Source organism: Rhizorhapis sp. (assembly GCF_035276005.1).
GTDB lineage: Bacteria > Pseudomonadota > Alphaproteobacteria > Sphingomonadales > Sphingomonadaceae > Rhizorhapis.
The window spans coordinates 81,305-105,739 of sequence record NZ_DATEMB010000037.1; the positions used below are offsets into that span (position 1 = coordinate 81,305).

Below are 24,435 nucleotides of genomic sequence, written 5' to 3' on the forward strand. Positions count from 1 at the left end.
AGATTGGAGGATATTATGAGGAGCGTTCGCGGACAAGGCGGAAGCTAGCTGCAGAAGCGATGGCGGCTTTGAGACCGATTCCGCTATCCGCTTAAAAGAACCGTCGTCCCTGCGAAGGGACGACGGAAACAGGTCAGAGGGAATGTCAGTCTTTCACCTCCAATAGCGCCTCTAGCCAAGCAGATTGAGGGCAAAGGCGCGGATGTGATCGCGCATGTCCTCCCGCTCCAGCGCGAGCGCGAAATTGGCCTCGATATAGCCCGCCTTGGATCCGCAATCGAAGCGGCGGCCGTCGAAGGTGACGCCGTGGAAGGACTGCTTGCCGATCATCGCCGCCATCGCGTCGGTTAGCTGAATTTCCCCGCCAGCGCCCTTTTCCTGCCCTTCGAGCATCTCCATCACTTCAGGCTGCAAGATGTAGCGGCCAGCGATGATGAGGTTGGAGGGCGCAGTCCCGGGCGCAGGTTTTTCGATGAGCCCCTTCACCTCCGTGAGCGAACCGTCCACCTTGCCTGGATCAAGCACGCCATAGCTTGAAGTCTGGTCCATCGGCACTTCGAGCGCGCAGATCAGATTGCCGCCGACCTTTTCATAGGCATCCACCATCTGCTTCATGCAGCCGGGCTGACCGACCATGAATTCATCCGGCAGGAAGACCGCAAAGGGCTCATCGCCCACAATGTCGCGTGCGCACCAAACCGCATGCCCAAGCCCCAGCGGCTCCTGCTGCCGGACGAAGGCGGCGTTGCCGGGCATCAGCCGGGTCGGGGCCAGAACGGAGAGGTCCTTGCCGCGCAGGTTCATCGTGTGCTCAAGCTCATAGGCGATATCGAAATGGTCTTCGATGACCCCCTTGCCGCGCCCGGTGACAAAGATCATCTGCTCGATGCCGGCTTCCAGCGCCTCGTCCACCGCATATTGGATGAGCGGCCTGTCGACGACCGGCAGCATCTCCTTTGGCACCACCTTTGTTGCGGGCAAAAAACGGGTGCCAAGGCCGGCCACGGGGAACACGGCCTTGCGTATTCTCTTGGGGTTCATCGATTTTCCTTCTGCTGTCGTTGCCGAAGACGGAAGCAGCCTTTGCCGCTCCTAAAATGCAGGTCAAGCAATGAGGAGGCAATTACCCGCCGGAACTGCTTATCCTCATCCGAAATAGCGCCAGATCAAACTAAAGCGCCAATAAGCGTTCCCTGCAGGCATCGAGGCGGGAGATCTCTCCATTCAGTTCATCAAGGCTGATGCTGATGACATTGTTTTTTGCATCCCGGCAGAGGAAGGGATGTTCCTCCGACTGGCCATTGTCGCCGGGGCCCTGAAAGCCCTGGAGAACAAGGGTACGGAATTTGTCGATTTGCTGGATGGCGCGCTCGACCTCGGCAATTTCCACCAGCTGCACATTGTCGCGGCGGCAGCGCATGGAGATAATCGCGCGAAGCTCCGAAAGCATCTTGGCCATTGTCGGCTTGGTCCGTCCTGTTGCAGAACGAACGTCGCCCGCGGCGCGGCGCAACTGCGCGATCTTCTGTTCCAACTGGACCTCAAGCTTGCCCCAGGCGAAGATCAGCCGCCCGATTCCGCAAAGCAATGCTTCATGCGTCTGGGCTTCACGAACCGGGTCCTCTTGCCGCCTGAACTTCCTCGCTACATTGGTCATGGTGCCTCTTCCGTCCACATCCTCGCGAGGGCCGACGACGGAATCATCGTTAAGTTCCAGCATGATTGCGCGATCTCCGAATGGCCCGTTTACTACTTATGTCCATGACCATTAGAATGAGCGCCCTTGTCCTGCACCCCCACTGCTCGCGCAGGGTGCACAAACCACCGAAAGCCGTGCGTAAAATACGACGGAATGGTTCAAAATGGAACAGCTTGCGTTGCGTGTGGCTGTGACGCGATTTTGCGTCCCTGAGAAAGTCGAGGCGCGATAATTCCGCCGTCCCCTGCGCAGGCAGGGACGACGGATATGAACGGACATTATGGAGCCGGAAGGTTAAAAGTCTATCGCAATGCCTTTGCGCTCCCAATCGCCGTAGCGGGTGGGATTGGACGAATCCTTTGGTTGGTCCTTCTGTCCAGTCACCGGCTCCGGTTCCGGCACTGGTGGGCTTTCGGACAAATAGGCTGGCGGTTTCACATGATCGGGGCGCTTGCCCATGCTATATCCCTTCACATTGAAGCGGGACCAATGTCATCCCACATTCATTCGCGTGGCCCATGATCGGCTCGACAAGGAGATTTGACAAGTGAATGGTCTGAAGACGGTCATGCTGCTTGCGGCGCTGACGGCGCTGTTCATGGCGCTCGGCTATACGCTGGGCGGCCCCAGCGGGGCCCTGATCGCGCTGCTCGTGGCGGCGGGGATGAACCTCTTCACCTTCTGGAATGCCGACAAGATCGTGCTGAAAATGCACCATGCTCAGGAGGTGGACGGCCGCACCGCACCAGAATTCTTTAGCATCGTGCAACAGCTCGCGAGCCGGGCCAGCCTGCCGATGCCGAAGGTCTATGTCATTGACAGCCCGCATCCCAATGCCTTTGCCACGGGTCGCAATCCGGAGAATGCGGCGGTCGCTGCGACGACCGGTCTGCTTTCCATGCTGAGCCGCGAGGAGATTGCGGGCGTCATGGCGCATGAGCTCGCGCACGTCCGCAACCGCGACACGCTGATCATGACGATGGTGGCGACGATTGCAGGCGCGATATCGATGCTCGCCAATTTCGGCCTGTTCTTCCGGAACGGGGACGATCGCGGGCCGGGACTGGCGGGGATTCTTGCCGTTCTCGTTGCGCCCTTTGCCGCGATGATCGTGCAGATGGCGATCAGCCGGACTCGGGAATATAGCGCCGACCGGTCGGGCGGAGAGATCAGCGGCAATCCGCGCGCCCTTGCCTCCGCCCTCAGGAAGATCGCGGGCGGCGCTGCTCATATTCCAAACCCGGTTGCGGAGCATAACCCGGCGGCGGCGCAACTTTACATCGTGCCCACACATGTGAGCGAGCTGTTCTCGACCCATCCCGCGACCGAGAACCGGATTGCGGCGCTGGAACAGATGGCTCTGGAAATGGGCGCTTCGCCAATAGCGGCGGCACCGGCGTCAAGCGGGGGCGTGCCTTCCGCGCCTTCCCCTCGCGGCAAGACTCCCCGCCGGTCAAGCGCACTTGATCCACATCGGCATCATTGACAGCCGATATCGTTTCGATAACGATACGGTCTTCTTTGCACCTCCTCAGAAATCCCCTAGGGGGCGCTCATGTCACGTTATCCAGCTCATCCGCCCGGCCTGCCAGCACGTCGTGCGGCGCTGAAACTTCTCGATGCCGTGCTTCGCCGCGGCGAACCGCTTGAGCTGGCGCTTCATGCCGCAGCGCAAGGTCTTGCGCAGCGCGCGGACAAGGCGCTCGTCCATGCCATAGTGGCGGAAGTGCTTCGCCGGACGCCCGATCTTGACGCCCTGATCGACAGCGCCACGCGCCGGGTGCTGCCCGCCGATTCGAAGGCGAGGGCAGTGTTGCGGATCGCATTGGCGCAGGTGTTGCTGCTCAAGACGCCTGCCCATGCCGCCATTGCGACGGCGCTTCCGCTGGTCGATGGCGGACCGCGCAAGCTGGTGCATGGGGTCTTCGGCGCCTTGATGCGGAATGAAGTCAGCCTTCCCGAGCGGCCGGCGCTGCTGCCGGAAGTCGGCGAACGCTGGCTCGCCCAATGGGGCGAGGCAATGGTGGAGGCCGCCAGGGACGCGCTCGCCGCCCCGCCGGCCATCGATCTCACCCTCAAGCCAGGCGAAGACACGGCAAGCTGGTGCGAACGGTTGAACGGAACCAGCCTGCTCCCCGGACATGTCCGGCTGGCAGAGTCTGCTGACATCACGGAGCTGCCAGGCTTTGGCGAAGGCGCCTGGTGGGTGCAGGACCTTGCCGCTTCCCTCCCCGCGCGCCTTTTGGGCGAGGGCGAGGGACGTCACGTGCTTGACCTCTGCGCCGCACCGGGGGGCAAGACGATGCAGCTTGCCTCCCATGGCTGGCGCGTAACGGCGGTCGACCAGTCCAAGAGGCGGCTGGAGAGGCTTGGCGAAAACCTTGCCCGCACCGGGCTTGCAGCGGAGAGCGTGCAGGCCGAACTGCGGCAGTGGGAACCCCAAGCGCCAGTAGATGCCATCCTGCTGGATGCGCCATGCAGCGCCACGGGCATTTTTCGCCGTCACCCCGACGTCCTTCATCGAATCGGCGAACGGCAGATCGGGGAGCTTGCCGAACTGCAGGAGGAATTGCTCCAGCGCGTCGCTGGCTGGCTGAAGCCCGGCGGAACCCTGGTATATGCGACCTGCTCGCTCGAGCGCGCGGAAGGGGAAGAACAGGTAGCGCGGCTGCTGGAAAAGAACAGGGAGTTCTCGCTGGAGGCTGCACCGGCCGAATTGCTTCCGGTGGGCATTGCCCCAACGCCAGAGGGCTGGATCCGGACGCTTCCCGGCATGCTCGCTGCGGAGGGGCGGCTCGACGGCTTTTTCATTGCGCGGCTGCGGCGGAGCTGAACGAGACGGACAGGAGCGAGGTTATCCACAGCTTGCCCACCCAAAAAGCTCGCAACTGGCCAGAATCGCCTTCAGAGCAGTTGCGAAGCTTACGGCCTGTGGCTAATGCCCATTGACATGCATAGCCCTGTCAAGATTGCGCCTTCCATTCTTTCCGCCGATTTCGCCAAACTAGGCGAGGAAATCCGCGCGATTGACGAAGCAGGGTGCGACTGGGTCCATGTCGATGTGATGGATGGTCATTTCGTGCCCAACATCACCATCGGTCCAGCCGTGGTGAAGGCGCTTCGGCCGCACACACAAAAACCCTTCGACGTCCATCTAATGATTTCGCCCGTCGATCTGTATCTGGACGCCTTCGCGGCGGCGGGGGCGGATATCATCACGGTGCACCCCGAGGCTGGGCCGCATATCCATCGCACGGTCCAGCATATCAAGTCGCTGGGCAAGATGGCGGGTGTATCGCTGAACCCTGCCACGCCCGCGAAAATGTTGGATTACCTCATCGAAGACATTGACCTGGTGCTCATCATGAGCGTCAATCCCGGCTTCGGAGGGCAGAGCTTCATTGAAAGCCAGCTTCGAAAGATCGAGGCCGTGCGCAAGATGATCGACAAGACCGGGAAGGACATTCGCCTTGAGGTGGATGGCGGCATCGACGCAAGCACCGCGCCGCGCGCCATTGCGGCGGGCGCCGACGTGCTTGTGGCGGGCACCGCCACTTTCCGCGGCGGCCCCGAAGCCTATGCCGGCAATATCCGGATATTGAGGGGCGGGTGAACGACCATTCCCCCCTCGACCTCGCCCAGGACGGGATCGAACAGGGCAAGAGGCTGATCCGGCTTTCGGATGACAAGGGCGTGTCGCTGGCCCAGCGCATGGCCAATCATTTCTATCGGCTGACATGGCGCACGCCGCTTCATGCAATGCGGCTGAAGGGCAAATATCCCCTGAAGCTGCTCGCCGTGCCCGACGATCCCATTCCGGGCGACGCCCGCGCGGGCAAGGCGCTGCGCGCGGGTTATTTCCTGTTCCGGGGCATGAAGCAGCCCATCGCCTCGCTGGATTTCGCTAATCCCTCGCTGGCGCCGGTCTTTCTGGACTATATTCACAGCTTCCGCTGGCTGCGCGATCTCGCCACCGTCGCCACCCGTGAACAGGCGGCCCCGATCGCCGAAGCGATCATGCGCAAATGGCTCGCGGTGCATGCCGAAAAGCCGAGCGAACCCGCCTGGCGCGCCGATAATGCGGGCTGGCGCCTGCTATTCTGGACGGCGCACGCGCCCTTCATCCTGTCGAGCACGGATCTTGTCTATCGCTCCCTGGTGCTGAACTGCATCGCCCGCACGGCGCGCCATCTCGATCGCAGCGCAGACAAGGCGCAGGCGGGCCTTCCCCGGCTCGTCGCCTGGGGCGGCATCGTCACGGCTTCGCTGCTGATCCCCGGCGGGGGACCCCGCCGCATCTTTGGCGAGGCGGGGCTTGAGCGGACCATCGGCACCGCCTTCCATCCCGATGGCGGCAGCGTGTCGCGCTCCCCGGCGGCCCAGCTTGACGGCGTCATGCTCCTCGCCATGCTGAAGGCCGTCTATGACGTGCGGCGCGAAGCCATGCCGGACTTCATTCAGATCGCCATGTCCCGCGCGGTCGCCGCGCTTCTGGGCATCACGCATGGCGATGGCGGCCTTGGGAGCTGGCAAGGCGGCAACGCCATCTCCGATTCGCTCGTCGAGGCCGTGGTCGCCGCTACCGGCGTGCGCACCCGGCCCCTGCGGCAGGCGCGCGACTGGGGCTATCAGAGGCTTTCGGCCGGACAGACCGTCCTGCTGGTGGACGCAGCGCCCCCGCCCGTATCGCATCTGGCGGTCGCGGGATGCGCGTCGACCAACGCCATGGAGATCAGCGACGGACCTTATAGGCTGGTCGTCAACTGCGGCGGCGCCGCGCTCGCGGGGGGCACGATCCCGGAGGACCTGGCGCAGGGCCTGCGGACCACTGCGGCGCATAGCACCCTGGTCCTCGCCGACCGCAACAGCACGGCGATTCTGAACGACGGCACGCTCGGCAAGGGCGTCACCGAAGTGGAACTGGAACGCCAGGAACTGGAACAGGGCAGCCGCCTTGAGATCAGCCATGACGGCTATGTCCGCCGGCTGGGCTTCATCCATCGCCGTTTGCTGCTGATGGGCTCGGACGGCCGCGAAGTAAGGGGCGAAGACATGCTGCTGCCGTCAGGCCGCCGCAAGCACGCCGCAACCGGCTTTGCCGTGCGCTTCCATCTGGCGCCCGATGTGGAACCGACGCTGACGGCGGACAAGCAGGGCGCACTGCTGCGAATTCAAATGGGACCTCTCTGGCAATTCCGTAGCGGAGGCGGCGCGCTCGCCATTGAGGACAGTCTGTGGGTCGATGGCGATGGCCGCCCTCATCCCACGAAACAACTGGTAGTGACCGGAGAAACCGCGGCCGGCGGCGCAAGTATTGGCTGGCTGCTGAAAAGGGTCGGGTAAAGGGAAAAAGATGAGTGAAGTGAAGATCGGCCGGGCACTGCTGTCAGTGTCCGACAAGAGCGGCCTTGTTGAACTGGGCCAGGCGCTGGCGCGGCATGGCGTCGAACTGGTGTCGACCGGCGGCACCGCCAAGGCGCTGCGCGAGGCCGGCCTGCAAGTGAAGGACATTTCCGACCTTACCGGCTTCCCGGAAATGATGGACGGCCGCGTCAAGACGCTGCACCCCAAGGTCCATGGCGGCTTGCTCGCGGTCCGCGGCAATCCCGAACATGTCGCCTCGATGCAGGAACATGCGATCGGCGCGATCGACCTCGTTGTGGTGAACCTTTATCCGTTCGCCCAGACCGTCGCCCGCGGCGCGGACAGGGACGAGATCATCGAGAACATCGACATTGGCGGTCCTTCCATGGTCCGTTCGGCGGCCAAGAATCATGAAAGCGTCGCGATCGTCACCGATCCCGCAGACTATGCCCAATTGATCGCGGAAATGGACGCAAAGGGCGGGGCGACCAGCTATGATTTTCGCCGCCTGCTCGCCGCCAAGGCTTATGCAGCGACCGCAGCCTATGACAGCATGATCGCAAGCTGGTTCGCCAATGTGGACCAGGGACAGAAATTCCCGCCGGTCCGCTCCATGGCCAGCCGCCTTGCCATGCCGCTGCGCTATGGTGAAAACCCGCATCAGGCCGCTGCGCTCTACCTTCCATTCGGTCCTGCGGCCCAGGGGATCGCGCAAGCGCAGCAGGTGCAGGGCAAGGAGCTTTCCTTCAATAATCTCAACGATGCCGACGCAGCGCTGGAACTGGTGAGCGAGTTCCGCGACGGTCCGCCGACTGTCGTGATCGTAAAGCACGCCAATCCCTGCGGCGTCGCCTCCGCAGACACGCTGATCGAGGCCTATCGCGAGGCGCTGGCCTGCGATAGCGTTTCGGCCTTTGGCGGGATCATCGCCGTCAACCGCCCGCTGGACGGCCCTACGGCGGAAGCGATCAGCGAGATCTTCACCGAAGTCGTGGCTGCCCCTGACGCCGATGAGGCTGCGAGGGCGGTCTTCGCGAAGAAGAAAAACCTGCGTCTCCTGTTAACGGGCGATCTGCCCGACCCGGCGCGGAAGGGGCAGCAGGTGAAAGTCATTACGGGCGGTATCCTTTTGCAGGACCGCGACAACGGCCAGGTGACACGCGACCAGTTGAAGGTCGTCACCAAGCGCGCGCCTACCGAGCAGGAACTGCAGGACTGCCTGTTCGCCTGGACGGTCGCAAAGCACGTGAAGTCCAACGCAATCGTCTATGCCAAGGACGGCGCAACGGCTGGCATCGGCGCTGGACAGATGAACCGCCGCGACAGCGCCCGTATCGCCGCTGCAAAGGCGAAGGAGGCGGCTGAAACCAATGGCTGGGCCGAGCCGCGCACCATCGGATCAGCGGTGGCGTCCGATGCCTTCTTCCCCTTCCGCGACGGCCTGCTCGCGGCGGTAGAGGCCGGAGCCACGGCCGTCATCCAGCCTGGCGGCTCGATCCGGGATGACGATGTCATTGCAGCGGCGGATGAGGCAGGGCTTGCCATGCTCTTCACCGGAATGCGCCATTTCCGGCATTGAACCTAAGGGCTGAACCCGTCGTCCCTGCCTGCGGGGGCGACAGTTCTATGTTCTCAGCGCCATCAATCGCTTGAAACCGGCGGAACCTATTCGCCCACCAGCTTTAACAGCCGCCGTTCCAGCGGAGCGAGCACGCCCACCAGCTCATGACCGCGCTTAAGCACCATGCCCGCTTCGCCGATAAGGGCCCACATGCCCTGCCGGTGGCGCAGGGCAGGCCGCTTTTCAACCCGGTATTCCGGGCGCTCGGCAGTCCGTCGAAAGGCGGAGAAGATCGCTGCGTCGCGTCCCAGGTCGAGGGCATAGTCCCGCCAATGGCCCGCCGCGACCATGCGGCCATAAAGATCCATGATCCGCATCAGTTCGAGCCGGTCAAACCCGGTCTGTATCCCCCCGCCATGCAGCGTCGGAAAGGGGGTCACATTATACATCAGGCGCTGTCACGCTCCGGCAGACCTTCATGCCGCGACCGGCCGCGGTCGCGTTCCTCCATAAGTTCAGCGATCCGCTTGCGCAGCTGTTCCAGCTCGCATTGCATGATTTCCAGCTTTTGCGTGGCCGGGTCGAACACCTCTGAGCAGGGCGTGCCATAGGGCACGAAATGCCGTTGATATTCATGCGCGTCGACCAGCGTCTGCCGCGCCGGAATGCCGACCATGACGGCCCCTTCGGGCACATCCTTGGTGACCACGGCATTGGCGCCTACGCGCGCCCTGGGGCCAACCACGATGGGGCCCAGAACCTGCGCTCCCGAACCGATGATGGCGCCATCGGAAATCGTTGGGTGCCGTTTTCCGGCAACGCCATTGGCCGGGTCCGTCCCGCCCAGGGTGACACATTGATAGATGGTGACATCGTCGCCGATCTCCGCCGTCTCACCAATCACCGTAAACCCGTGGTCGATGAAAAAGCGCCGGCCGATCCTTGCCCCCGGGTGAATGTCGATCGCCGTCAGGAACCGGGAAAAATGATTGACCGCTCGGGCAAGGAAATAAAGCCGGGCATGGAACAGCGCATGCGCCACCCGATGGAGGGCGAGTGCCCACACGCCCGGGTACAATAATATTTCCCAACGGGACCTAGGCGCGGGATCGCGCAATTTCACCGAATCCAGATAGGCCACAAGATTGCGCAACATCTGCGCTCCCCTCAAGACTGACATATCCGGCCAAGGTAGTCGAAGCGACCGGATTTTTCCAGATGCGGCGCCTCTTTCAGAAGAAAATGACGGATTTCGGGGCCCCATGGAGGGTTGGCTTTATCGATTGAAACGATTATATCGCGCCCACCAATCGAGGAGACCGATAAATGTCGAGCTACATGCCGACCTTCAAGCAATTGCAATATCTTGCCGCCCTGAAGGAACACGGCCATTTCGGCCGGGCCGCCGACGCCTGTTTCGTGACGCAGTCGACGCTTTCGGCGGGCATAAGAGAGCTTGAGTCGCTGATCGGCATAACGCTTGTCGAGCGAACCCGCCGTGTGGTCCGCTTCACCGCCTTTGGCAACCGGATTGTCGAAAAGGCCCACAGGATCCTCCGCGAGGCCGAGGAACTGGCCGAAATGGCGCAGGCGGCCGGAAAGCCGCTTGCCGGTGAGTTGCGGATGAGCGTCATTCCGACGATCGCGCCGTTCCTGCTGCCGCAGTTATTGCCCAAGGTCCGCAAGGAAAAGCCGGAACTGAAATTATATCTTCGGGAGGAAACCAGCCATGCAGCAATCGAATCCCTGCGGCACGGCCATGTCGATTGCGTGCTGCTCGCCCTTCCCTTTCCCTGCGGGGACGTTGACAGCGAACTGCTGTTCCAGGACCCGCTGTTCGTCGCCTTCCCCAAGGACGATCCGCATAATCCTCCGCCATTTGTAACGCCGGACGCGATCGATGAGACGCGCCTGCTGCTTCTGGAGGACGGCCATTGCCTGAAAGATCATGCGCTTGCCGCCTGCAACCGCCCCGATCTCCGCGCCGAAGCGACCATGATGGGCACCTCCCTCCATACGCTGGTGCAGATGGTCGATAATGGGCTTGGACTTACGATGCTGCCCCAGATGGCGATCCGGAACGGCATCCTCGCCAATACGGACATTGCGGCCCGACCGTTGAAGTCCGAACATGCCTATCGCGACGTAGCGCTGGTCTGGCGGAAGAACAGTCCCCGGGACAAGGAATTCCGCCTGATGGCACAAATCCTGCGGGATGCGGCGGAGGAAGGGCGCAAGGCGGCTTAAGAGGAATATGGGTGAGGGTTCCGCACTCTCGATAGAGCCCAACCCCTCACCGACTCCGGCTAGGCTGCACGTAGCCAAGCCTTCATATCCTCTCCCACTGGAGAGGATTAGATTCCCGGCATCGACCCAAAGCAGCCCCGGCTCAATCCTTCCACCTGGCGGCGCGCTCGTCATCCTCGGCCCGCGCTTCCACCCAGTTCGTCCGCCCGTCGGCGAAGCGTTCGCGTTTCCAGAAGGGGGCGCTTGTCTTCAGCCAGTCGATGAGAAAGGCGCAGCTTTCGAGCGCGGCCTGCCGATGCCGGGCGGCCGTGGCGACAAATACGATGCGGTCGCCCGGAACCAATGGCCCCACGCGATGGATCACTCGTACTCCCAGCAATGACCAGCGCGCCTCCGCCTCCCTCGCAAGGGCATCCAACTGGGCCAGCGTCATCGCCGGGTAATGATCGAGGTGAAGCTCAACGAGCCCCCCATCAGCGCGTACCAGTCCAGTGAAGCTTGCCACCGCCCCGCCGCCGCTGGCCTCCAGTGCCGCCTGTTCCCGGCCGGGATCGAAATCCCCGGTCTGGACGGAAACCGAGATCATCCGCCGGTCACCGGCGGAAAGAGCGCCAGTTCCCTTGCGCCCTCGAGCGGCGCGTCGAGCGGCACGAAAGCTTGGTCCAGAGCTGCCCGCAATCGCGCAGGTTCGGCAAAGGCCTCGGCATAGCCGCCTCCCCGGCCCGCAAGCATAGCGATCACATCGCTGACCCGCATGTCGCGGCCGGGATGTTCAAGCGTTTCGGCATCAAGGCCAATCCGCTCCCGCACCCAGGCGAAATAAAGAATGTCAAGCTTGGCCACTGTCCCTCAATCCATATGCCTGACGCCGACCCGCAGATAGTCCCATCCAGTGATCAGCGTCAGGATAGCGGCAGCCCAGAGCGTCGCCAATCCAATAAGCTTGATGGCTTCCCATTGCGGGAGCGCGCCCGCCAGGATGAGGGCCCCAAGCGCTATCAGCTGAAATGCCGTTTTCCATTTTGCGAGCTTTGACACCGGCACCGACACGCGAAGGTCGGCCAGAAACTCCCGCAGGCCGGACACCGCGATTTCGCGCAGCAGGATGATGATGCCGGCGATGATATGGATCCCCGCTATGTCTCGCGTGGCGGCCAGCATCAGGATCACCGCCGCGATCATGATCTTGTCCGCAATCGGATCCAGGAAAATGCCAAGCTTTGATACGGTGCCATTGGCACGCGCCAGATAGCCGTCGAAATAATCGGTGATGCCCATCAGGCAATAGAGCGCAAAGCCAAAGGCATAGCCCGTCTCCCACTGCGGAAACCATAGCAGGCCGACCAGCAGGGGCACCGCCAGTATCCGGGAAAGGGTCAATATGTTCGGCAGCGTAAGCATCTTTTCGGCCAACGCCATAATGCTTTTCTCGGGCAATGGAAATGCGTCGGATGAATGTTGATGAGGGGGCTTGGCCCGGCCGCTGACAAAGGCTACATGCTCCTCCCGTACCGTCCGGCAACAACGAGAATTTCCCTTCATGCAGGCATCCCTTGGGCTTCTTGGCAAGCGAAGGTTCCTGCCCATCTTCGTCACGCAGTTTCTGGGCGCCTTCAACGATAATCTGTTCAAGACCGCGATGGTGCTGTTTGCCACCTACACGATCTATGACGACCCGCGCATGGAATCCAATTTCAACGCGCTGGCGACGGGGCTGTTCATCCTGCCCTTCTTCCTGCTGTCCGCCCTTTCAGGCCAGCTTGCCGACGCCACGGACAAGGCGCGAATCGTACGAATCGTGAAGGCGGCGGAAATTGCCATCATGGCGGTGGGGGCGGGCGGCTTGCTGTTGCAGAACATCCCGCTGATGCTCGCGGCGGTGCTGGCCATGGGTGTCCATTCGACCTTCTTCGGCCCGATCAAATATGCGATTCTTCCCCAGCATCTGAAGGATGATGAAGTGCTGGGGGGCACGGGCCTGGTGGAGGCAGGGACCTATCTCGCCATTCTGGCGGGCACCATCGCTGCGGGCTGGATCAATGCGGAGGCGACGGCCATCGCCGTTATCTGCGTGGCCCTGCTAGGCTATTTCAGCGGACGCCAGATACCGCCCGCTCCACCGGTCGGCGATCCCATTCAGATCGACCATAATGTGCTGCGTTCCTCCTGGCGGCTCATCAGCGTCACCATGCACATCCCCCGCCTGTTCCTGGCGATCTGCGCGATCAGTTTCTTCTGGATGATCGGGTCTATCCTGATCATCATCTTTCCGCCGCTGGTGAAGAATGTCTTTACCGCGAGCAAGGAAGTGGCGAGCCTGTTCCTCGCGATCTTCTCCATCGGCGTGGCGGTGGGATCGGTTCTGATCAACCGTTTGCTTCAGGGAAAGGTGTCGGCGAAATATGCCCCGGCGTCAGTGATCCTGATGGCGGGATTCATCCTTTATCTCTATGCCGTCGCTCGGAATTGGACCGGAGCGCCCGAAGGCCAGTTCTACAGCGTCTGGACTTTCATTGATCATTCCGGCGCCTGGCAGGTGGTGATCGCGCTGCTCGGCATAGCGATCAGCGGCGGCATGTTCGTCGTGCCGCTTTACGCCTTCCTGACCACCACCGTCAGCAAGAGCGAGACCGCGCGCACCGTGGCAGCGAATAATGTGGTGAATTCAGGCGCGATGACGGTGGGCGCCCTCGCAATATTGAGCGCCACAGGAGCCGGCCTCTCGATCACCGGCGCCTTGCTGCTGGTGGCGGCGATGTGCCTGGTGTCCGCCTGGCTTGCCTGGAAATTGCATTGCGCCTGCGACTGAACTCGGCGGAAATGGCCAAAGAACAGTGCCCTCGCAAAACTACCAGCAAGGAATCACCAGCAGGACATACCCCATAAGAGTCGCCAGCAATGCTTTCAGCCATATTGAGGTGATCCCTGACCACCGCTTATAGCAAGCCTCGGGCAAGAGACCGGCATGTGGGGTGCCGGAATGGCTCGAGAGGGGGCCGAGGGCTGGCAGAAGGAGTTACCGGCAATAAAATAGACCGAGCACTGCCATCCGGGGGTTCGCACCGGACAGGGAAGCAATATGCCAAATAGCAAGGAGTTGGCCGGGTCGGCTGATCGTGAAGTCCCGGAAAATCGGGGCAATATCCAGGAGAGTGACGTAACAGGCAAAAGAGTGGTCGCCGAGATGATCGAACAGATCGAGGCGATCCTTTCTACGGACAGGTGCGGCCTGTCCCATCCGCCCGGACATGAAACGGACCGGCCGGGAAATGCTCTTTGCCATGTGTCAATTTCTTATGTTCGCGGCCATAAGGCCTCGAGCATCGATATTTTCTGGCGGGAAGGCAACGAAAATCGGCCATTCTCCCGCTCTCATTGCAAAGGTCGAAGTCTGCGCCGGCGCGATCGCCATTAGCTGCCATTAGCTTCAGCGGAATGGCGCAGCATTTGCTGTACATCGTACGGAGGGGCCAAGCCAGCGGAGCAAGGCTTCCCCCGCCAGATGAGCGGCGCGGCCTTCATTTTTTCGCATCGCATCAGAAACCAGACGTGCCGCATCAGCGCCGGGGAATTTCGACCCTTGCCATATCCATTTGGTGTCGCACCAATAATTGGTTAATTGGCGTAATGGTCAAAGCGAGCTTTGCTTCTGGCCAGGGTTGAAACGTTCCGGAAAGCGGGCTGTGCAGGCAGACGATCGACTCGCAATTATTTCGGCGATTTTTTCATGCCCGAAGCCGATTGCCTGCCTTTTGGACGGAGCCCTTGCGGAACAGCATTTTGCCCATGGCGCGCATATTGCGCATCAGGGGGAGCCGTGCGCCCATTGCTGGCTGGTTCTGGACGGGCGAGCCCGCATTCAATGCTTCAGTGCAGAGGGGCAGAAGGTCCAGCTTGCCGTGCACGGACCCGGAGAGATTTTCGGTGCCTATCCCTCGCCTACCAGCCACAGGGCGGACATAATCGCGGATGGCACCGTGAAACTGCTTCGGATGGGATGCAGTGAACTGGTCGGGCTGGTCACTGAACATGCTGCGCTTGGCGCTGGGCTCTCGCGCCTGCTCGCCCGTCAGTTGGACATGGCGCTCGATCGCATGGCCGCCCGCAACATGCTGACGGCAGCGGGCCGGGTCTATGCCGAATTGCTCCGCCTCGCGGGCACGGCCAATCGCATTTCGCCTCCGCCGGTCCTCACCGCATTCGCCCTGACCGTCCAGACGACGCGCGAAACCGCTTCCCGCGCCATATCCGCCCTGGAGCGGCGGGGTATCGTCAAACGAGACGAAAGCGCCCTCACCATCGTATCCCCCCGCATGCTGGCGGACATGATCATCTGATCAGATGCTTGGGGCCAGTCTCATTCGCGAGAGGGGACTATCGCTTGGAGAGCGGACTTCTCCGCTTCTACCGGATCCGGCTAGTTCGATGATTCTTGGGAAAAGATACTGGTGCCGCTTGCGTGACTCGAACACGCGACCCCATCATTACGAATGATGTGCTCTACCGGCTGAGCTAAAGCGGCCTGATCCTGGCCCGCGCTTACCAAGGTCGGACGCTTCTGACAAGCGGCCATTGTGCCCCATGTACAGCGGATCGAAGGTTAACGGCGCCGCAAGATTGATTCACCCGATCTTTACCATCGCCGTGCCAGACTCGCCGCTGGAATAAGGGTTTTTGCGACTGGACGGGCAATGGACAATCCGCTTGGGCACGACATGGCCCCTCATCTGGACGAGCTGGATTATGCAGCGGAAGTTTCATCCATAGAAGCGCCGCCGGCGATCGGCGATGATGAGCGGCGCATGCATGTTCGCGCCTATAATTATTGGGCGTCCTTGCTGCAGGATCGGCATTTCCCGTCAATCGAGGATTTGGATCCCGCCAATATCGAGGATTTCGCACCCCATAGCGTGCTGCTGGACTTTACCGCTGGGATCGAAAATCCGGCGCTCTCCTATCTGGGCTCGGCGCTTCGCAGGGAATGCGAGATCGAAGGTGAAATTCAATATATCGCCGACGTGCCGAGCCGGTCGCTGCTTTCGCGCCTTACGGACCATTATCTGCAGATCATCGCCAATGGCGCGCCGATCGGTTTTGAGGCCGAGTTCCTGAACCAGCGGGGAGCGGAAATCCTTTATCGCGGCATATTGATGCCCTTTTCCAGCGACGACGATACTATCGACTTTGTCTATGGCGTTATTAGCTGGAAGGAAATTGCCGACCGCAGCCTGACGGACGAGCTGGTCCTGGAGGTGAGCCAGGCCCTCCGCAGCGCTCCGGCACACACGCCCACCGCACCGGTCTGGGCCGACGGTCCTTCGGCATTGCCTGAGCTGCCGGTGCCGGAATCAAGGGATGGTGAATTTGTTCTCACTCAGCCGGACGCCGATGCGCCGCTTGCCGACTGGCTGGCGCTGGCCCGCGATTATGCGGGCGAGGCGCAGGCGATGGAGGACCGCAGCCATTCCGCACTCTATCGGGCCATTGGCCTCGCCTATGACTTTGCCCTGCTGACCCAGCGCTGCCCCGAAGACTATGCGGAACTTCTGGAGGATGCGGGAATCAAGGTGCAGGCCCGCGCGCCCATGACGCCGGTGGTCAAGTTGATCTTTGGCGTCAGCTACGACAAGACGCGCCTTGCTGAATATGCGGCGGCGCTTGACCATGCCATGGCGGCCGGAATGGAAAGCGGTGCACTCGGCGCTTATCTGGAGGCTTATCCCGGCGGCTTGAAGGGTCTTGTGCGGGACGAACGCCTGGCCAGGAAGAAGGCACGCACCGCACCCGCCAACCCGGTGCATGAAGCAAGGCGGAAGCTGCGCGCGGCTTTGGCGATCCCGTTTGAGGAAGTGGTGACGGACGAGGAGGGCCTGGCGGTTCTGATTGGCCGCCGCGAAGCCGACGGCAGCCTGTCCATTGTCGGGACCCTCAGCGCCGACACGCCACTAGCGGAGAAAGTTGTTCGCAAGGCCGCCGCCTGAAAAACGGGAATCCGGGGCCGTCGAGACGCGGCAAAACCTATAATTAAATTTCCGCAATTCGAAACTTTGTTTCCAGATTTGGGTTGAGGGGCAGCAAGGGGACCGGGTATAACAGGGCACATAAGAAAGATGGAGCACCGCCCGGCGCTCCCGGACAGGATGAGCCCTATGGCCACGAAAGTTGCCGAAGCTGAATTGTCCCCTGTAATCCAGGCCTTGAAGGCCGCTCTGCTCGGCGGAGCGCTGCCGGGCGAAGACGAGGGCTTCGACGAAGGCACGCGAACAGAGGCCGCCAAATTCCTGGCGGAGGTTGCCCGCAGGCGGCGGCCGGGCGAATCTGTAGTCGCTCTGGAAACATTGACGTCGGAGAAGGGCCGGCGGCTGATGCGGCTGGCCATCATCAATGATGACATGCCGTTTCTGGTGGATTCCGTTGCAGCCGCCCTTTCTGCCGAGGGAATAGCCATCCACCGGCTGATCCATCCAGTGGTTCCGGTCGTGAGAGACGCGGACGGCGTTCTGACCGGCATCCTGCCGCCCGACAGCAGCGGCGCCCGCCGGGAATCGATCATTTATCTGGAGACTGACCGGGTTGACGCCAGGAAGCGCCGTATCCTTGCCGATCATGTGCGCTCCACGCTGGATCATGTGCGGGCAGCGGTCACCGATTGGCTTCGGATGCAGGAAGCGATGCGCGCGGATGCGGACCGACTTCACGATGTAGAGGGGGCCGCGCTGCTGCGCTGGTTCCTGGACCGCAATTTTACCCAGCTTGGTCATGAATTCCGGACAAGATCCGGGAAGGCAGAGACCGCTCTTGGCATTTGCACGGTAGGCGGGGAGCCGCTGCTTTCGCCTGCGTCGGTCGAAGCGGCCTTCAATTGGTTCGAAGAGGGAAAGCCAAGCCCCCTTATCATCAAGTCGAACCGCCTTTCGCCCGTTCACCGCAGGGTGCTGATCGATCTCATCATCCTGCCCGTGCGGCAGGGAAAGGATGTCGCCAGCCTTTCCATCCACGCGGGCCTCTGGACCAGTTCAGCGCTGAGCGCCCCGCCCGAAAAGATTCCGCTGCTGCGCTCGGCACTGTTCGGCCTTGTGGAGAAATATGGATTCGATCCGGTAGGGCATGCCGGCAAGGCCTTGGCGCACGCGATGACCGCCTTGCCCCACGACCTTCTGATCAGTTTCAGTCAGGCGTCGCTGGAAGAGCTGGTGCTCACCTCCATGTCGCTGTCCGACCGTCCGCGGCCGAAGATGGTGCTGGTCGAAAGCCCGCTTGGCCGTCACCTCTTTGCCTTCGTGTGGCTGCCGCGCGACGATGTTTCGACCGGCCGCCGCGTCGCCATTGCCGATATGCTGGGCCGTGCGGCCAATGCCCAATTGCTGAGCTGGACCATTGCCCTGGAGGAAGGAGGCGTGGCCATCCTCCGCTATGCGTTCGATTTGCGCCAGGGCGGCCGGGTGCCCGATGCAACGAAGCTCAACCGGATGCTCGAAGAGATGGTCCGGGGCTGGGTGCCCGCCATCGAAAGCAGCCTGGCGGAGATTGGCGAACAGAACCGCGCCGCGGCCCTTGCGGCGCGCTATGCAGCGGGATTTCCGGCGAGCTACCGGACGGGTGCGGGGCCCGACGAAGCCGCCATCGACATTTTGCAGATGCAGGCACTTTCCGGACGCACGAGCCGGGGCGCGAGGCTCTACCGCCAGCCGGACGATGACCACAGCCGCCTCCGCCTGAAACTGTACAGCCTGGATCCGATCATCCTTTCCGATGCCGTTCCGGCGCTGGAAAATTTCGGCTTCCGTGTGGTTGAGGAAATGTCCACTCCCCTGGGGGATGGGGAACTTGGCCACATCCAGAAATTCGTGTTGGAGTTGCCGTCCGGCCTTCAGTCGACCGAAGTCATTGTCCGGCGCGACACCATACAGCAGGCAATCGCGGCGGTACTGGAGGGGGCGGCAGAGAATGACCGCTTCAATGAGCTTTTGATCTCCGCCGCGCTGGAGCCGCGCGACGTCATCCTGCTCAGGTCGATCTTCCGCTATTTGCGGCAGACCGGCGTTTCTTATGGGCTTGCGACCTTTGTGGAAGCGCTGCGGCGAGAGCCAAGCATTGCGCGCGAACTGATCCGCCTGTTCGAATTCAGGCATGATCCCGGCCAGGCGGACGAAAGGGCGGCGGCCGAGGCCGAGAAGGCGGTGGACCTTGCGCTGGAGGGCGTGACCGCCATCGACGAAGACCGGATATTGCGCCTCGTCCGGTCGGTGATCCTGGCAACGCTCCGCACCAATTTCTTTGCGCCCACCGCCGCCGAAGCGCTCGCCTTCAAGATGGACAGCGCGAAGGTGCCCGGCCTTCCGCCCCCTCTGCCATGGCGCGAAATCTGGGTTTACTGTCCCCGCGTAGAGGGCATTCACCTGCGCGCAGGCCCGATCGCTCGCGGCGGTCTGCGCTGGTCCGACCGGCGCGACGATTTCCGCACGGAGATACTGGGCCTGATGAAGGCGCAGCGTGTCAAGAATGCCGTCATCGTCCCCACGGGGGCCAAGGGCGGCTTTTTCCCGAAGATGCTGCCCGATCCTGCCAAGGACCGGGACGGCTGGCTGGCGGAAGGGACGGAAAGCTACCGCATCTTCATCCGCACGCTGCTGTCGGTGACCGACAATATAGTGGGCGGCAAGGTGATCCATCCTGAGGCCGTCGTCGTGCATGATGGCGACGATCCCTATTTCGTCGTCGCGGCGGACAAGGGAACGGCGAGCTTTTCGGATGTTGCCAATGCCATTGCGCTGGAACGCGACTTCTGGCTGGGCGACGCCTTTGCGAGCGGCGGCAGCCAGGGATATGACCATAAGGCGATGGGCATCACCGCCCGCGGCGCCTGGGTCAGCGTCCAGCGCCACTTCCGGGAAATGGGCATCGACGTGCAGAAGGAACCGGTGCGCGTCGCGGGCGTCGGCGACATGTCGGGCGATGTGTTCGGCAACGGGATGCTCCTCAGCAAGGCGATAAAGCTGGTCGCTGCTTTTGATCACCGGCACATCTTCCTTGACCCGGAGCCCAATCCGGCAAGGAGCTGGGAGGAACGCAAGCGGCTGTTCGAATTGCCCCGGTCAAGCTGGGACGATTATGACCGCTCGCTCATTTCAGCCGGAGGCGGCGTATTTTCGCGCAGCCAGAAGAGCATTGTCCTTTCCCCGCAAGTGAAATCCCTGCTTGATCTGCCCGATAACGAGGTCGAACCGGCACGGCTCATTTGCGCGATATTGAAGGCGCCGGTCGATCTGCTCTGGTTCGGCGGCATAGGCACCTATGTGAAAGCCGCCGCCCAAAGCCATGTGGAGGTGGGGGACGCCGCCAATGATCGCGTCCGGGTGGACGCCGAACAATTGCGCGCGCATGTGATCGGCGAGGGTGCCAATCTTGGCGTCACCCAGGCCGGGCGGATCGTCTATGCGCTCCATGGCGGCCGCATCAACACGGACTTCATCGACAACAGCGCAGGCGTCGATTGTTCGGATAATGAGGTCAATATCAAGATCGCGCTCAACCGGGAAATGCGGGAGGGACGGCTAAGCCTTGAGCAGCGCAACGCCCTGCTGATCCTGATGACCGATTCGGTGGCCGAGATCGTGCTCGAGGATAACCGGCTGCAGGCGCTGGGCCTCTCCATTGCCGAGGCGGGGGGCACAGCAAGCCTCCCTTCCTATGTCCGGCTCATCGAGATTTTCGAGAGCACTGGCCGCCTCGATCGAAAGGTCGAGGGCCTGGGGAGCAACGAAGAACTGCTGCGACGGGTGCAGGAAGGCAGGGGACTCACCCGGCCCGAACTGGCCGTTCTGCTGTCGACGGCAAAATTGGCGCTTCAGGATGCCATTGAACGCCATAACTTGGCCGATGACCCCAGCATGGCAGGCGAATTGGCGGCGTCCTTCCCGCCCGCGATGCAGGCGGCGCATGCCGACGCCATCCAGGCCCACCAACTGCGGCGAGAAATCATCGCTACGGAGGTCGCCAACCGGATCGTCAACCGGCTCGGCATCGTTCATCCTTTTGAGCTGGCGGAGGAGGAGGGCTGTTCCCTCGCTGACCTGTCTTCTGCCTTCATCATCGCCGAGCGGCTGTTCCATGTTCCCGCTCTCTGGAAGGATATTGACGAAAGTGCGATGCCGGAAAGCGCGCGCCTTGGCCTGTTTGCTGAAATCGCAGGGGCGATGCGGGCGCAGATTGCCGACCTGCTTCGCAGCCTGCCTACAGGAACGCTGCCCGCGGCCGGACTCGCCATGCTGCACCAGGGCGTGGGACGGCTTGCCGAACAGGTCGACAATCTGCTGCGGCCGGAAAATGCCCGCCGGGCAGAAGCCATCGCTGCTCATCTCCTCACCCTCGGCGCACCCGCAGAACTGATCGGCCGGGCGGTGGAGCTTTTCAAGCTGGATGGCGCGGTGGGTCTTGCGCTGCTCGCCCGCAAGCTCGAAATGGACGAGATCGAGGTCACCCGGTCGTTCACCAGACTTGGTGAGACGCTAGGCATCGATTGGGTGCAATCGACCGCCGCCCGCATGAGTCCCACCGATCCATGGGAGCGGTTGCTCGTGGCCGGCGTCGCACGCGATCTGCAACAGGTGCGGCTCGAATTTCTAAGCGAGGCGAAGGGCAGGGACATCGCCGCGCATGTCAGCGACTGGCTCGCCTACAAGGAGAAGCGGGTGGAGCAATATCAGGCGCTGGTGAAGCGCGCCCGCGCCGCCGCGACTCCCAATGCGGCGATGCTGGCGGAACTTACCGGCCAGGCGCGGGGGTTGCTAGGCAAGTAGCCGCGGCTGACCTTCCTGCCCGTCGGGCAGCGCCCAGTCGATACGTTGCATTCCCCGGCTTTCAAGGAAGGCATTGGCTTTTGAGAAATGCCGGCAGCCGAAAAAGCCGTTATGCGCCGACAGGGGCGAAGGATGCGGAGCCTTCAGAACCAGGTGCCGTTCCGCGTCCACAAAGGCCGCCTTGCGCTGCGCATAGCTGCCCCACAGCATGAAGACGACCGGATCGGACCGCTTGTTCACCTGCGCAATCACCGCATCCGTGAAGCGCTCCCAGCCCTTGCCTTGGTGAGAGGCCGCCTGACCCATTTCCACCGTCAGAACGCTGTTCAACAGCAGCACGCCTTGCCGTGCCCAATGTTCCAGATGGCCGTGCGTGGGCCGCGGAATGCCGAGATCGCTCTGCAATTCCTTGTAGATATTGACCAGCGACGGCGGTGGCCGCACTCCATGCTGGACCGAAAAGCACAGCCCATGCGCCTGATCCGGCCCATGATAGGGGTCCTGACCCAATATCACCACGCGCACCTCCTGAAGAGGCGTCAGATCAAGCGCGCGGAAATATTCGCTGCCCTTGGGGAAGATACGTTTCCCGCTCGCCTTCTGGTCTACCAGGAATGAGCGGAGCGCCTGCATATAGGGACTCTCGAACTCGGCCTTGAGTGGCTCGAGCCAGCTCTGGTGCAGTTTGACCTCATTGCTCATGGCTTCATCTAGCCATGGCGGGCGCGTGCGTCACCCCATTATGCGCAAGGTGGCAGCGTCGGGGACGCCGCCATAATATTTGGCAAGGCAGGCGGCGAAAGCCTCCTCCGGGCCGCCCACGGCATTGAAGAGGGTCAGGCTCGATTTGAGTTTCATCGCGTCCACGCCGCCGAAAATCGCCTCTGCGTCGCCGCCGGGAAGCCGGTTCAGCGCCGCCGCGCACTCCCTGAGCCGGGCACCTAGCAAAGGATGCGCCAGATAGGCCGCAGCCTCCTTGCGCCCACTGATGGCATATCGCTGCGCCATCGCACTATGACCAAGGCCCGCGATCTGAGGGAAGATGAACCACATCCAATGACTTGTCTTGCGCCCTGACCTGATCTCGTCGAGCGCATTGGCGTAGGTCGACGCCTGAGCATCGATGAAGCGCTGAAGATTGAAGGGGTCGGCGCTGTTCATGCCTTGTCGCTCTTTTACCTAAGAGAAAGATGATTTTGTCGATCCGTTCGTCCCGAGCGAAGTCGAGGGACGTTGGATGAGGTCGCAATGTGTCTCGACTTCGCTCGACACGAACAGACATAAGTAATCAACAGCCGTCCGGCCATAAAGCTCAGGAAAGCTGGAGGAATGCGCGTTATGCGCAAGAAATTAGAACTTGAATGCAGTCCCGATATAAACTGCCTGGCTGTCCTGCCGCTCGTCTGTCAGCGGAGCAAGGCGATTCATCGGCCCCCGGTAGCGGACGCCCGCCTTCAGGTCGAGATTGCGGGTCAGCGAATAGGAACCGGCCAGATCCACGGAAATGGCTGCCTCGCCCGCCAGAGTCTGGGGCGAGGTTGCAATCGGGCGCTCGCTGTCCATTTGAACGCTGGTGCTGAACTTCCGCTTGGCGCTCAAGCTGAAACCGTCGGCTCCGTCGATCTTGCTGGCCCCTGTCTCGATGGCCACGGGCGGCAGTTCGAGCTTACCCACGGAGTCGGGTAGCGCAAACTTCCGCCATCCGCGCGAAACGCCCAGATTATAGGCAAGCGGCGTGATCGAAAGGATGGAGGGGATGCCCCGGTCCTGCAGGCTGCCATTCGCCCGTACCGCAATGGTCACGGACCGGGTGCCGCTCATGGAACCGCTTGTCGGTGTGAACCGGAAGGAATGACCCGAGTTCAGCGCAGCCTTCGCATAGCTCGCCGCCAACCGCGGGTCCGAGTTGGTGGGCGTAAAGGACCCGATGCCCCCCAGCTTGCGCAGCGAAACAGTGGGCGCCTCCGCCGGCGCGCGCACCAGACTGGCTACCGCTCCGAGCGCAGGAGACAAAGCAAGAGCGGCCACGGCGAAAGCCGCTCCACTCCAAAGCATATGTCCCCGACCCAGACGCATGAGCGCTGACTCCTCCGCTGATTTTTATCCTTGGTTGATCTATATCATCTTTCTTGCCTGACTCGCTACCCCTGGAATCGGTTTTCAAGGACTTTGTTGCAATAAGTACACAGACTTGTGACCGGTTTCCGCAATGTCCTTCACGCGACGGGCTTGCTCATGCCACAGGAGCAACTATAGAAGCCGGGACAGCTTCAGATTTTCAAGGAAAAGCGCATGCCTCGCCAGTTCGCCGCGCCGGCCGCCCGCACCGCCATCATTCTCGCGGGTCTTGCCGCTCTTGCGGCCTGCGGATCCAAGCAGGAACGCCCGGCGGCGGACCTTGCCGCCTCCCGGGTGACGACCATCGGCGTCAACAGCTATTTGTGGCGCGCCAGCCTGGAAACATTGTCCTTCATGCCGTTGCTGCAGACCGATTCCAATGGCGGCGTCATCGTCACCGACTGGTATGCCAATCCAACCGCCCCCAATGAGCGGATGAAGCTGACCGTTTCCATTCTGGACCAGGACCTTCGGGCCGACGCGCTGCGTGTCGCCGCCAGCCGCCAGGTCAGCCAGGGCGGCACCTGGGTCGATGCGCCGGTGCAGGCTGCAACGGTCCAGAAGCTTGAGGAAATCATCCTGTCCAAGGCGCGCGACCTGCGCCGCAGCGCGATTGGCGGCTGACGCTTCGCCAAGCGGCAGCCCCT

At 62.1% G+C, this 24,435-nt stretch carries 23 protein-coding genes and 1 tRNA gene; 12 read left to right on the top strand and 12 right to left on the bottom strand.

What is annotated here, in order from left to right:
• Positions 1-171: 171 nt before the first annotated feature.
• The 3 genes from galU to VJS46_RS08980 form a co-directional block, all read right to left on the bottom strand.
• The gene (galU, locus tag VJS46_RS08970) at positions 172-1,041 is read right to left on the bottom strand and encodes a UTP--glucose-1-phosphate uridylyltransferase GalU (protein WP_324059652.1); all 870 of its coding nucleotides are present in this window, start codon (positions 1,039-1,041) and stop codon (positions 172-174) included.
• Between the two features lie 130 nt (positions 1,042-1,171).
• Complete coding sequence (locus VJS46_RS08975; protein ID WP_324059654.1) at positions 1,172-1,720, bottom strand: hypothetical protein; 549 nt, start codon at positions 1,718-1,720, stop codon at positions 1,172-1,174.
• A 273-nt stretch (positions 1,721-1,993) separates the two neighbouring features.
• Entirely contained in the window at positions 1,994-2,158 is a 165-nt protein-coding gene (locus VJS46_RS08980; protein ID WP_324059655.1) for a DUF1674 domain-containing protein, read from the bottom strand.
• Positions 2,159-2,246: 88 nt separating this feature from the next.
• Here VJS46_RS08980 and htpX point away from each other — a divergent pair, with 88 nt between their 5' ends.
• From htpX to purH, 5 genes are all read left to right on the top strand, one after another.
• Positions 2,247-3,185, top strand: coding sequence for a zinc metalloprotease HtpX (htpX, locus tag VJS46_RS08985; RefSeq protein ID WP_324059657.1), 939 nt, complete (start codon positions 2,247-2,249; stop codon positions 3,183-3,185).
• Positions 3,186-3,254: 69 nt separating this feature from the next.
• On the top strand, positions 3,255-4,532 hold the full coding sequence (locus VJS46_RS08990; RefSeq protein ID WP_324059659.1) for an RsmB/NOP family class I SAM-dependent RNA methyltransferase: 1,278 nt from the start codon (positions 3,255-3,257) through the stop codon (positions 4,530-4,532).
• Between the two features lie 117 nt (positions 4,533-4,649).
• Positions 4,650-5,312, top strand: coding sequence for a ribulose-phosphate 3-epimerase (gene rpe, locus VJS46_RS08995; RefSeq protein WP_324059661.1), 663 nt, complete (start codon positions 4,650-4,652; stop codon positions 5,310-5,312).
• Positions 5,309-7,042 (top strand): heparinase II/III family protein, encoded by a 1,734-nt coding sequence (locus VJS46_RS09000; RefSeq protein WP_324059663.1) that lies wholly within the window; start codon positions 5,309-5,311, stop codon positions 7,040-7,042. The genes rpe and VJS46_RS09000 overlap by 4 nt, the downstream gene beginning before the upstream one ends.
• A gap of 10 nt (positions 7,043-7,052) precedes the next feature.
• Positions 7,053-8,642, top strand: coding sequence for a bifunctional phosphoribosylaminoimidazolecarboxamide formyltransferase/IMP cyclohydrolase (gene purH / locus VJS46_RS09005; RefSeq protein ID WP_324059665.1), 1,590 nt, complete (start codon positions 7,053-7,055; stop codon positions 8,640-8,642).
• A gap of 86 nt (positions 8,643-8,728) precedes the next feature.
• Here purH and VJS46_RS09010 read toward each other — a convergent pair whose 3' ends face one another.
• Together VJS46_RS09010 and epsC are read right to left on the bottom strand one after the other, a co-directional pair.
• Entirely contained in the window at positions 8,729-9,073 is a 345-nt protein-coding gene (locus tag VJS46_RS09010; protein WP_324059667.1) for a DUF2794 domain-containing protein, read from the bottom strand.
• Entirely contained in the window at positions 9,073-9,780 is a 708-nt protein-coding gene (epsC, locus tag VJS46_RS09015; protein ID WP_324059669.1) for a serine O-acetyltransferase EpsC, read from the bottom strand. Before epsC ends, VJS46_RS09010 begins: the two co-directional genes overlap by 1 nt.
• A 170-nt stretch (positions 9,781-9,950) precedes the next feature.
• Between epsC and VJS46_RS09020 the strand changes: the two genes are divergently transcribed.
• On the top strand, positions 9,951-10,871 hold the full coding sequence (locus tag VJS46_RS09020) for a hydrogen peroxide-inducible genes activator (protein WP_324059671.1): 921 nt from the start codon (positions 9,951-9,953) through the stop codon (positions 10,869-10,871).
• Positions 10,872-11,013: 142 nt separating this feature from the next.
• Here VJS46_RS09020 and VJS46_RS09025 read toward each other — a convergent pair whose 3' ends face one another.
• From VJS46_RS09025 to pgsA, 3 genes are read right to left on the bottom strand one after another with little or no spacing between them, the layout of a single operon-like run.
• Positions 11,014-11,457: a molybdenum cofactor biosynthesis protein MoaE gene (locus VJS46_RS09025; protein ID WP_324059673.1), complete on the bottom strand. Its 444-nt coding sequence runs from the start codon at positions 11,455-11,457 to the stop codon at positions 11,014-11,016.
• A complete protein-coding gene (gene moaD / locus VJS46_RS09030; protein WP_324059675.1) occupies positions 11,454-11,714 on the bottom strand; it encodes a molybdopterin converting factor subunit 1 in 261 nt (86 codons plus the stop codon). The genes VJS46_RS09025 and moaD overlap by 4 nt, the downstream gene beginning before the upstream one ends.
• Positions 11,715-11,720: 6 nt before the next feature.
• Positions 11,721-12,272, bottom strand: coding sequence for a CDP-diacylglycerol--glycerol-3-phosphate 3-phosphatidyltransferase (gene pgsA, locus VJS46_RS09035; protein WP_324059677.1), 552 nt, complete (start codon positions 12,270-12,272; stop codon positions 11,721-11,723).
• 139 nt (positions 12,273-12,411) lie between these two features.
• Between pgsA and VJS46_RS09040 the strand changes: the two genes are divergently transcribed.
• The 3 genes from VJS46_RS09040 to VJS46_RS09050 all read left to right on the top strand — a co-directional run bounded on the left by VJS46_RS09040 (position 12,412) and on the right by VJS46_RS09050 (position 15,208).
• Positions 12,412-13,680: an MFS transporter gene (locus VJS46_RS09040; protein ID WP_324059679.1), complete on the top strand. Its 1,269-nt coding sequence runs from the start codon at positions 12,412-12,414 to the stop codon at positions 13,678-13,680.
• Between the two features lie 270 nt (positions 13,681-13,950).
• Positions 13,951-14,286: a hypothetical protein gene (locus VJS46_RS09045; RefSeq protein WP_324059681.1), complete on the top strand. Its 336-nt coding sequence runs from the start codon at positions 13,951-13,953 to the stop codon at positions 14,284-14,286.
• Between the two features lie 337 nt (positions 14,287-14,623).
• Entirely contained in the window at positions 14,624-15,208 is a 585-nt protein-coding gene (locus VJS46_RS09050) for a Crp/Fnr family transcriptional regulator (protein WP_324059683.1), read from the top strand.
• A 109-nt stretch (positions 15,209-15,317) separates the two neighbouring features.
• On the opposite strand, the gene VJS46_RS09055 is transcribed toward VJS46_RS09050, so the two are convergent.
• A tRNA-Thr gene (locus tag VJS46_RS09055) sits at positions 15,318-15,393 on the bottom strand.
• Between the two features lie 169 nt (positions 15,394-15,562).
• Between VJS46_RS09055 and VJS46_RS09060 the strand changes: the two genes are divergently transcribed.
• Together VJS46_RS09060 and VJS46_RS09065 are read left to right on the top strand one after the other, a co-directional pair.
• Entirely contained in the window at positions 15,563-16,852 is a 1,290-nt protein-coding gene (locus VJS46_RS09060) for a hypothetical protein (RefSeq protein WP_324059685.1), read from the top strand.
• A 168-nt stretch (positions 16,853-17,020) separates the two neighbouring features.
• A complete protein-coding gene (locus tag VJS46_RS09065) occupies positions 17,021-21,670 on the top strand; it encodes an NAD-glutamate dehydrogenase (protein WP_324059687.1) in 4,650 nt (1,549 codons plus the stop codon).
• Here VJS46_RS09065 and ung read toward each other — a convergent pair.
• From ung to VJS46_RS09080, 3 genes are all read right to left on the bottom strand, one after another.
• Positions 21,659-22,372 (bottom strand): uracil-DNA glycosylase, encoded by a 714-nt coding sequence (ung, locus tag VJS46_RS09070; RefSeq protein ID WP_324059689.1) that lies wholly within the window; start codon positions 22,370-22,372, stop codon positions 21,659-21,661. The two genes, VJS46_RS09065 and ung, sit on opposite strands and share 12 nt — an antisense overlap.
• Positions 22,373-22,402: 30 nt before the next feature.
• Positions 22,403-22,831, bottom strand: a complete 429-nt coding sequence (locus VJS46_RS09075) for a DUF1810 domain-containing protein (RefSeq protein ID WP_324059691.1) — start codon at positions 22,829-22,831, stop codon at positions 22,403-22,405.
• Positions 22,832-23,020: 189 nt separating this feature from the next.
• Positions 23,021-23,746 (bottom strand): hypothetical protein, encoded by a 726-nt coding sequence (locus tag VJS46_RS09080; protein WP_324059693.1) that lies wholly within the window; start codon positions 23,744-23,746, stop codon positions 23,021-23,023.
• Positions 23,747-23,962: 216 nt separating this feature from the next.
• Here VJS46_RS09080 and VJS46_RS09085 point away from each other — a divergent pair, with 216 nt between their 5' ends.
• Positions 23,963-24,412, top strand: a complete 450-nt coding sequence (locus VJS46_RS09085) for a DUF3576 domain-containing protein (protein WP_324059695.1) — start codon at positions 23,963-23,965, stop codon at positions 24,410-24,412.
• Positions 24,413-24,435 lie beyond the last annotated feature (23 nt).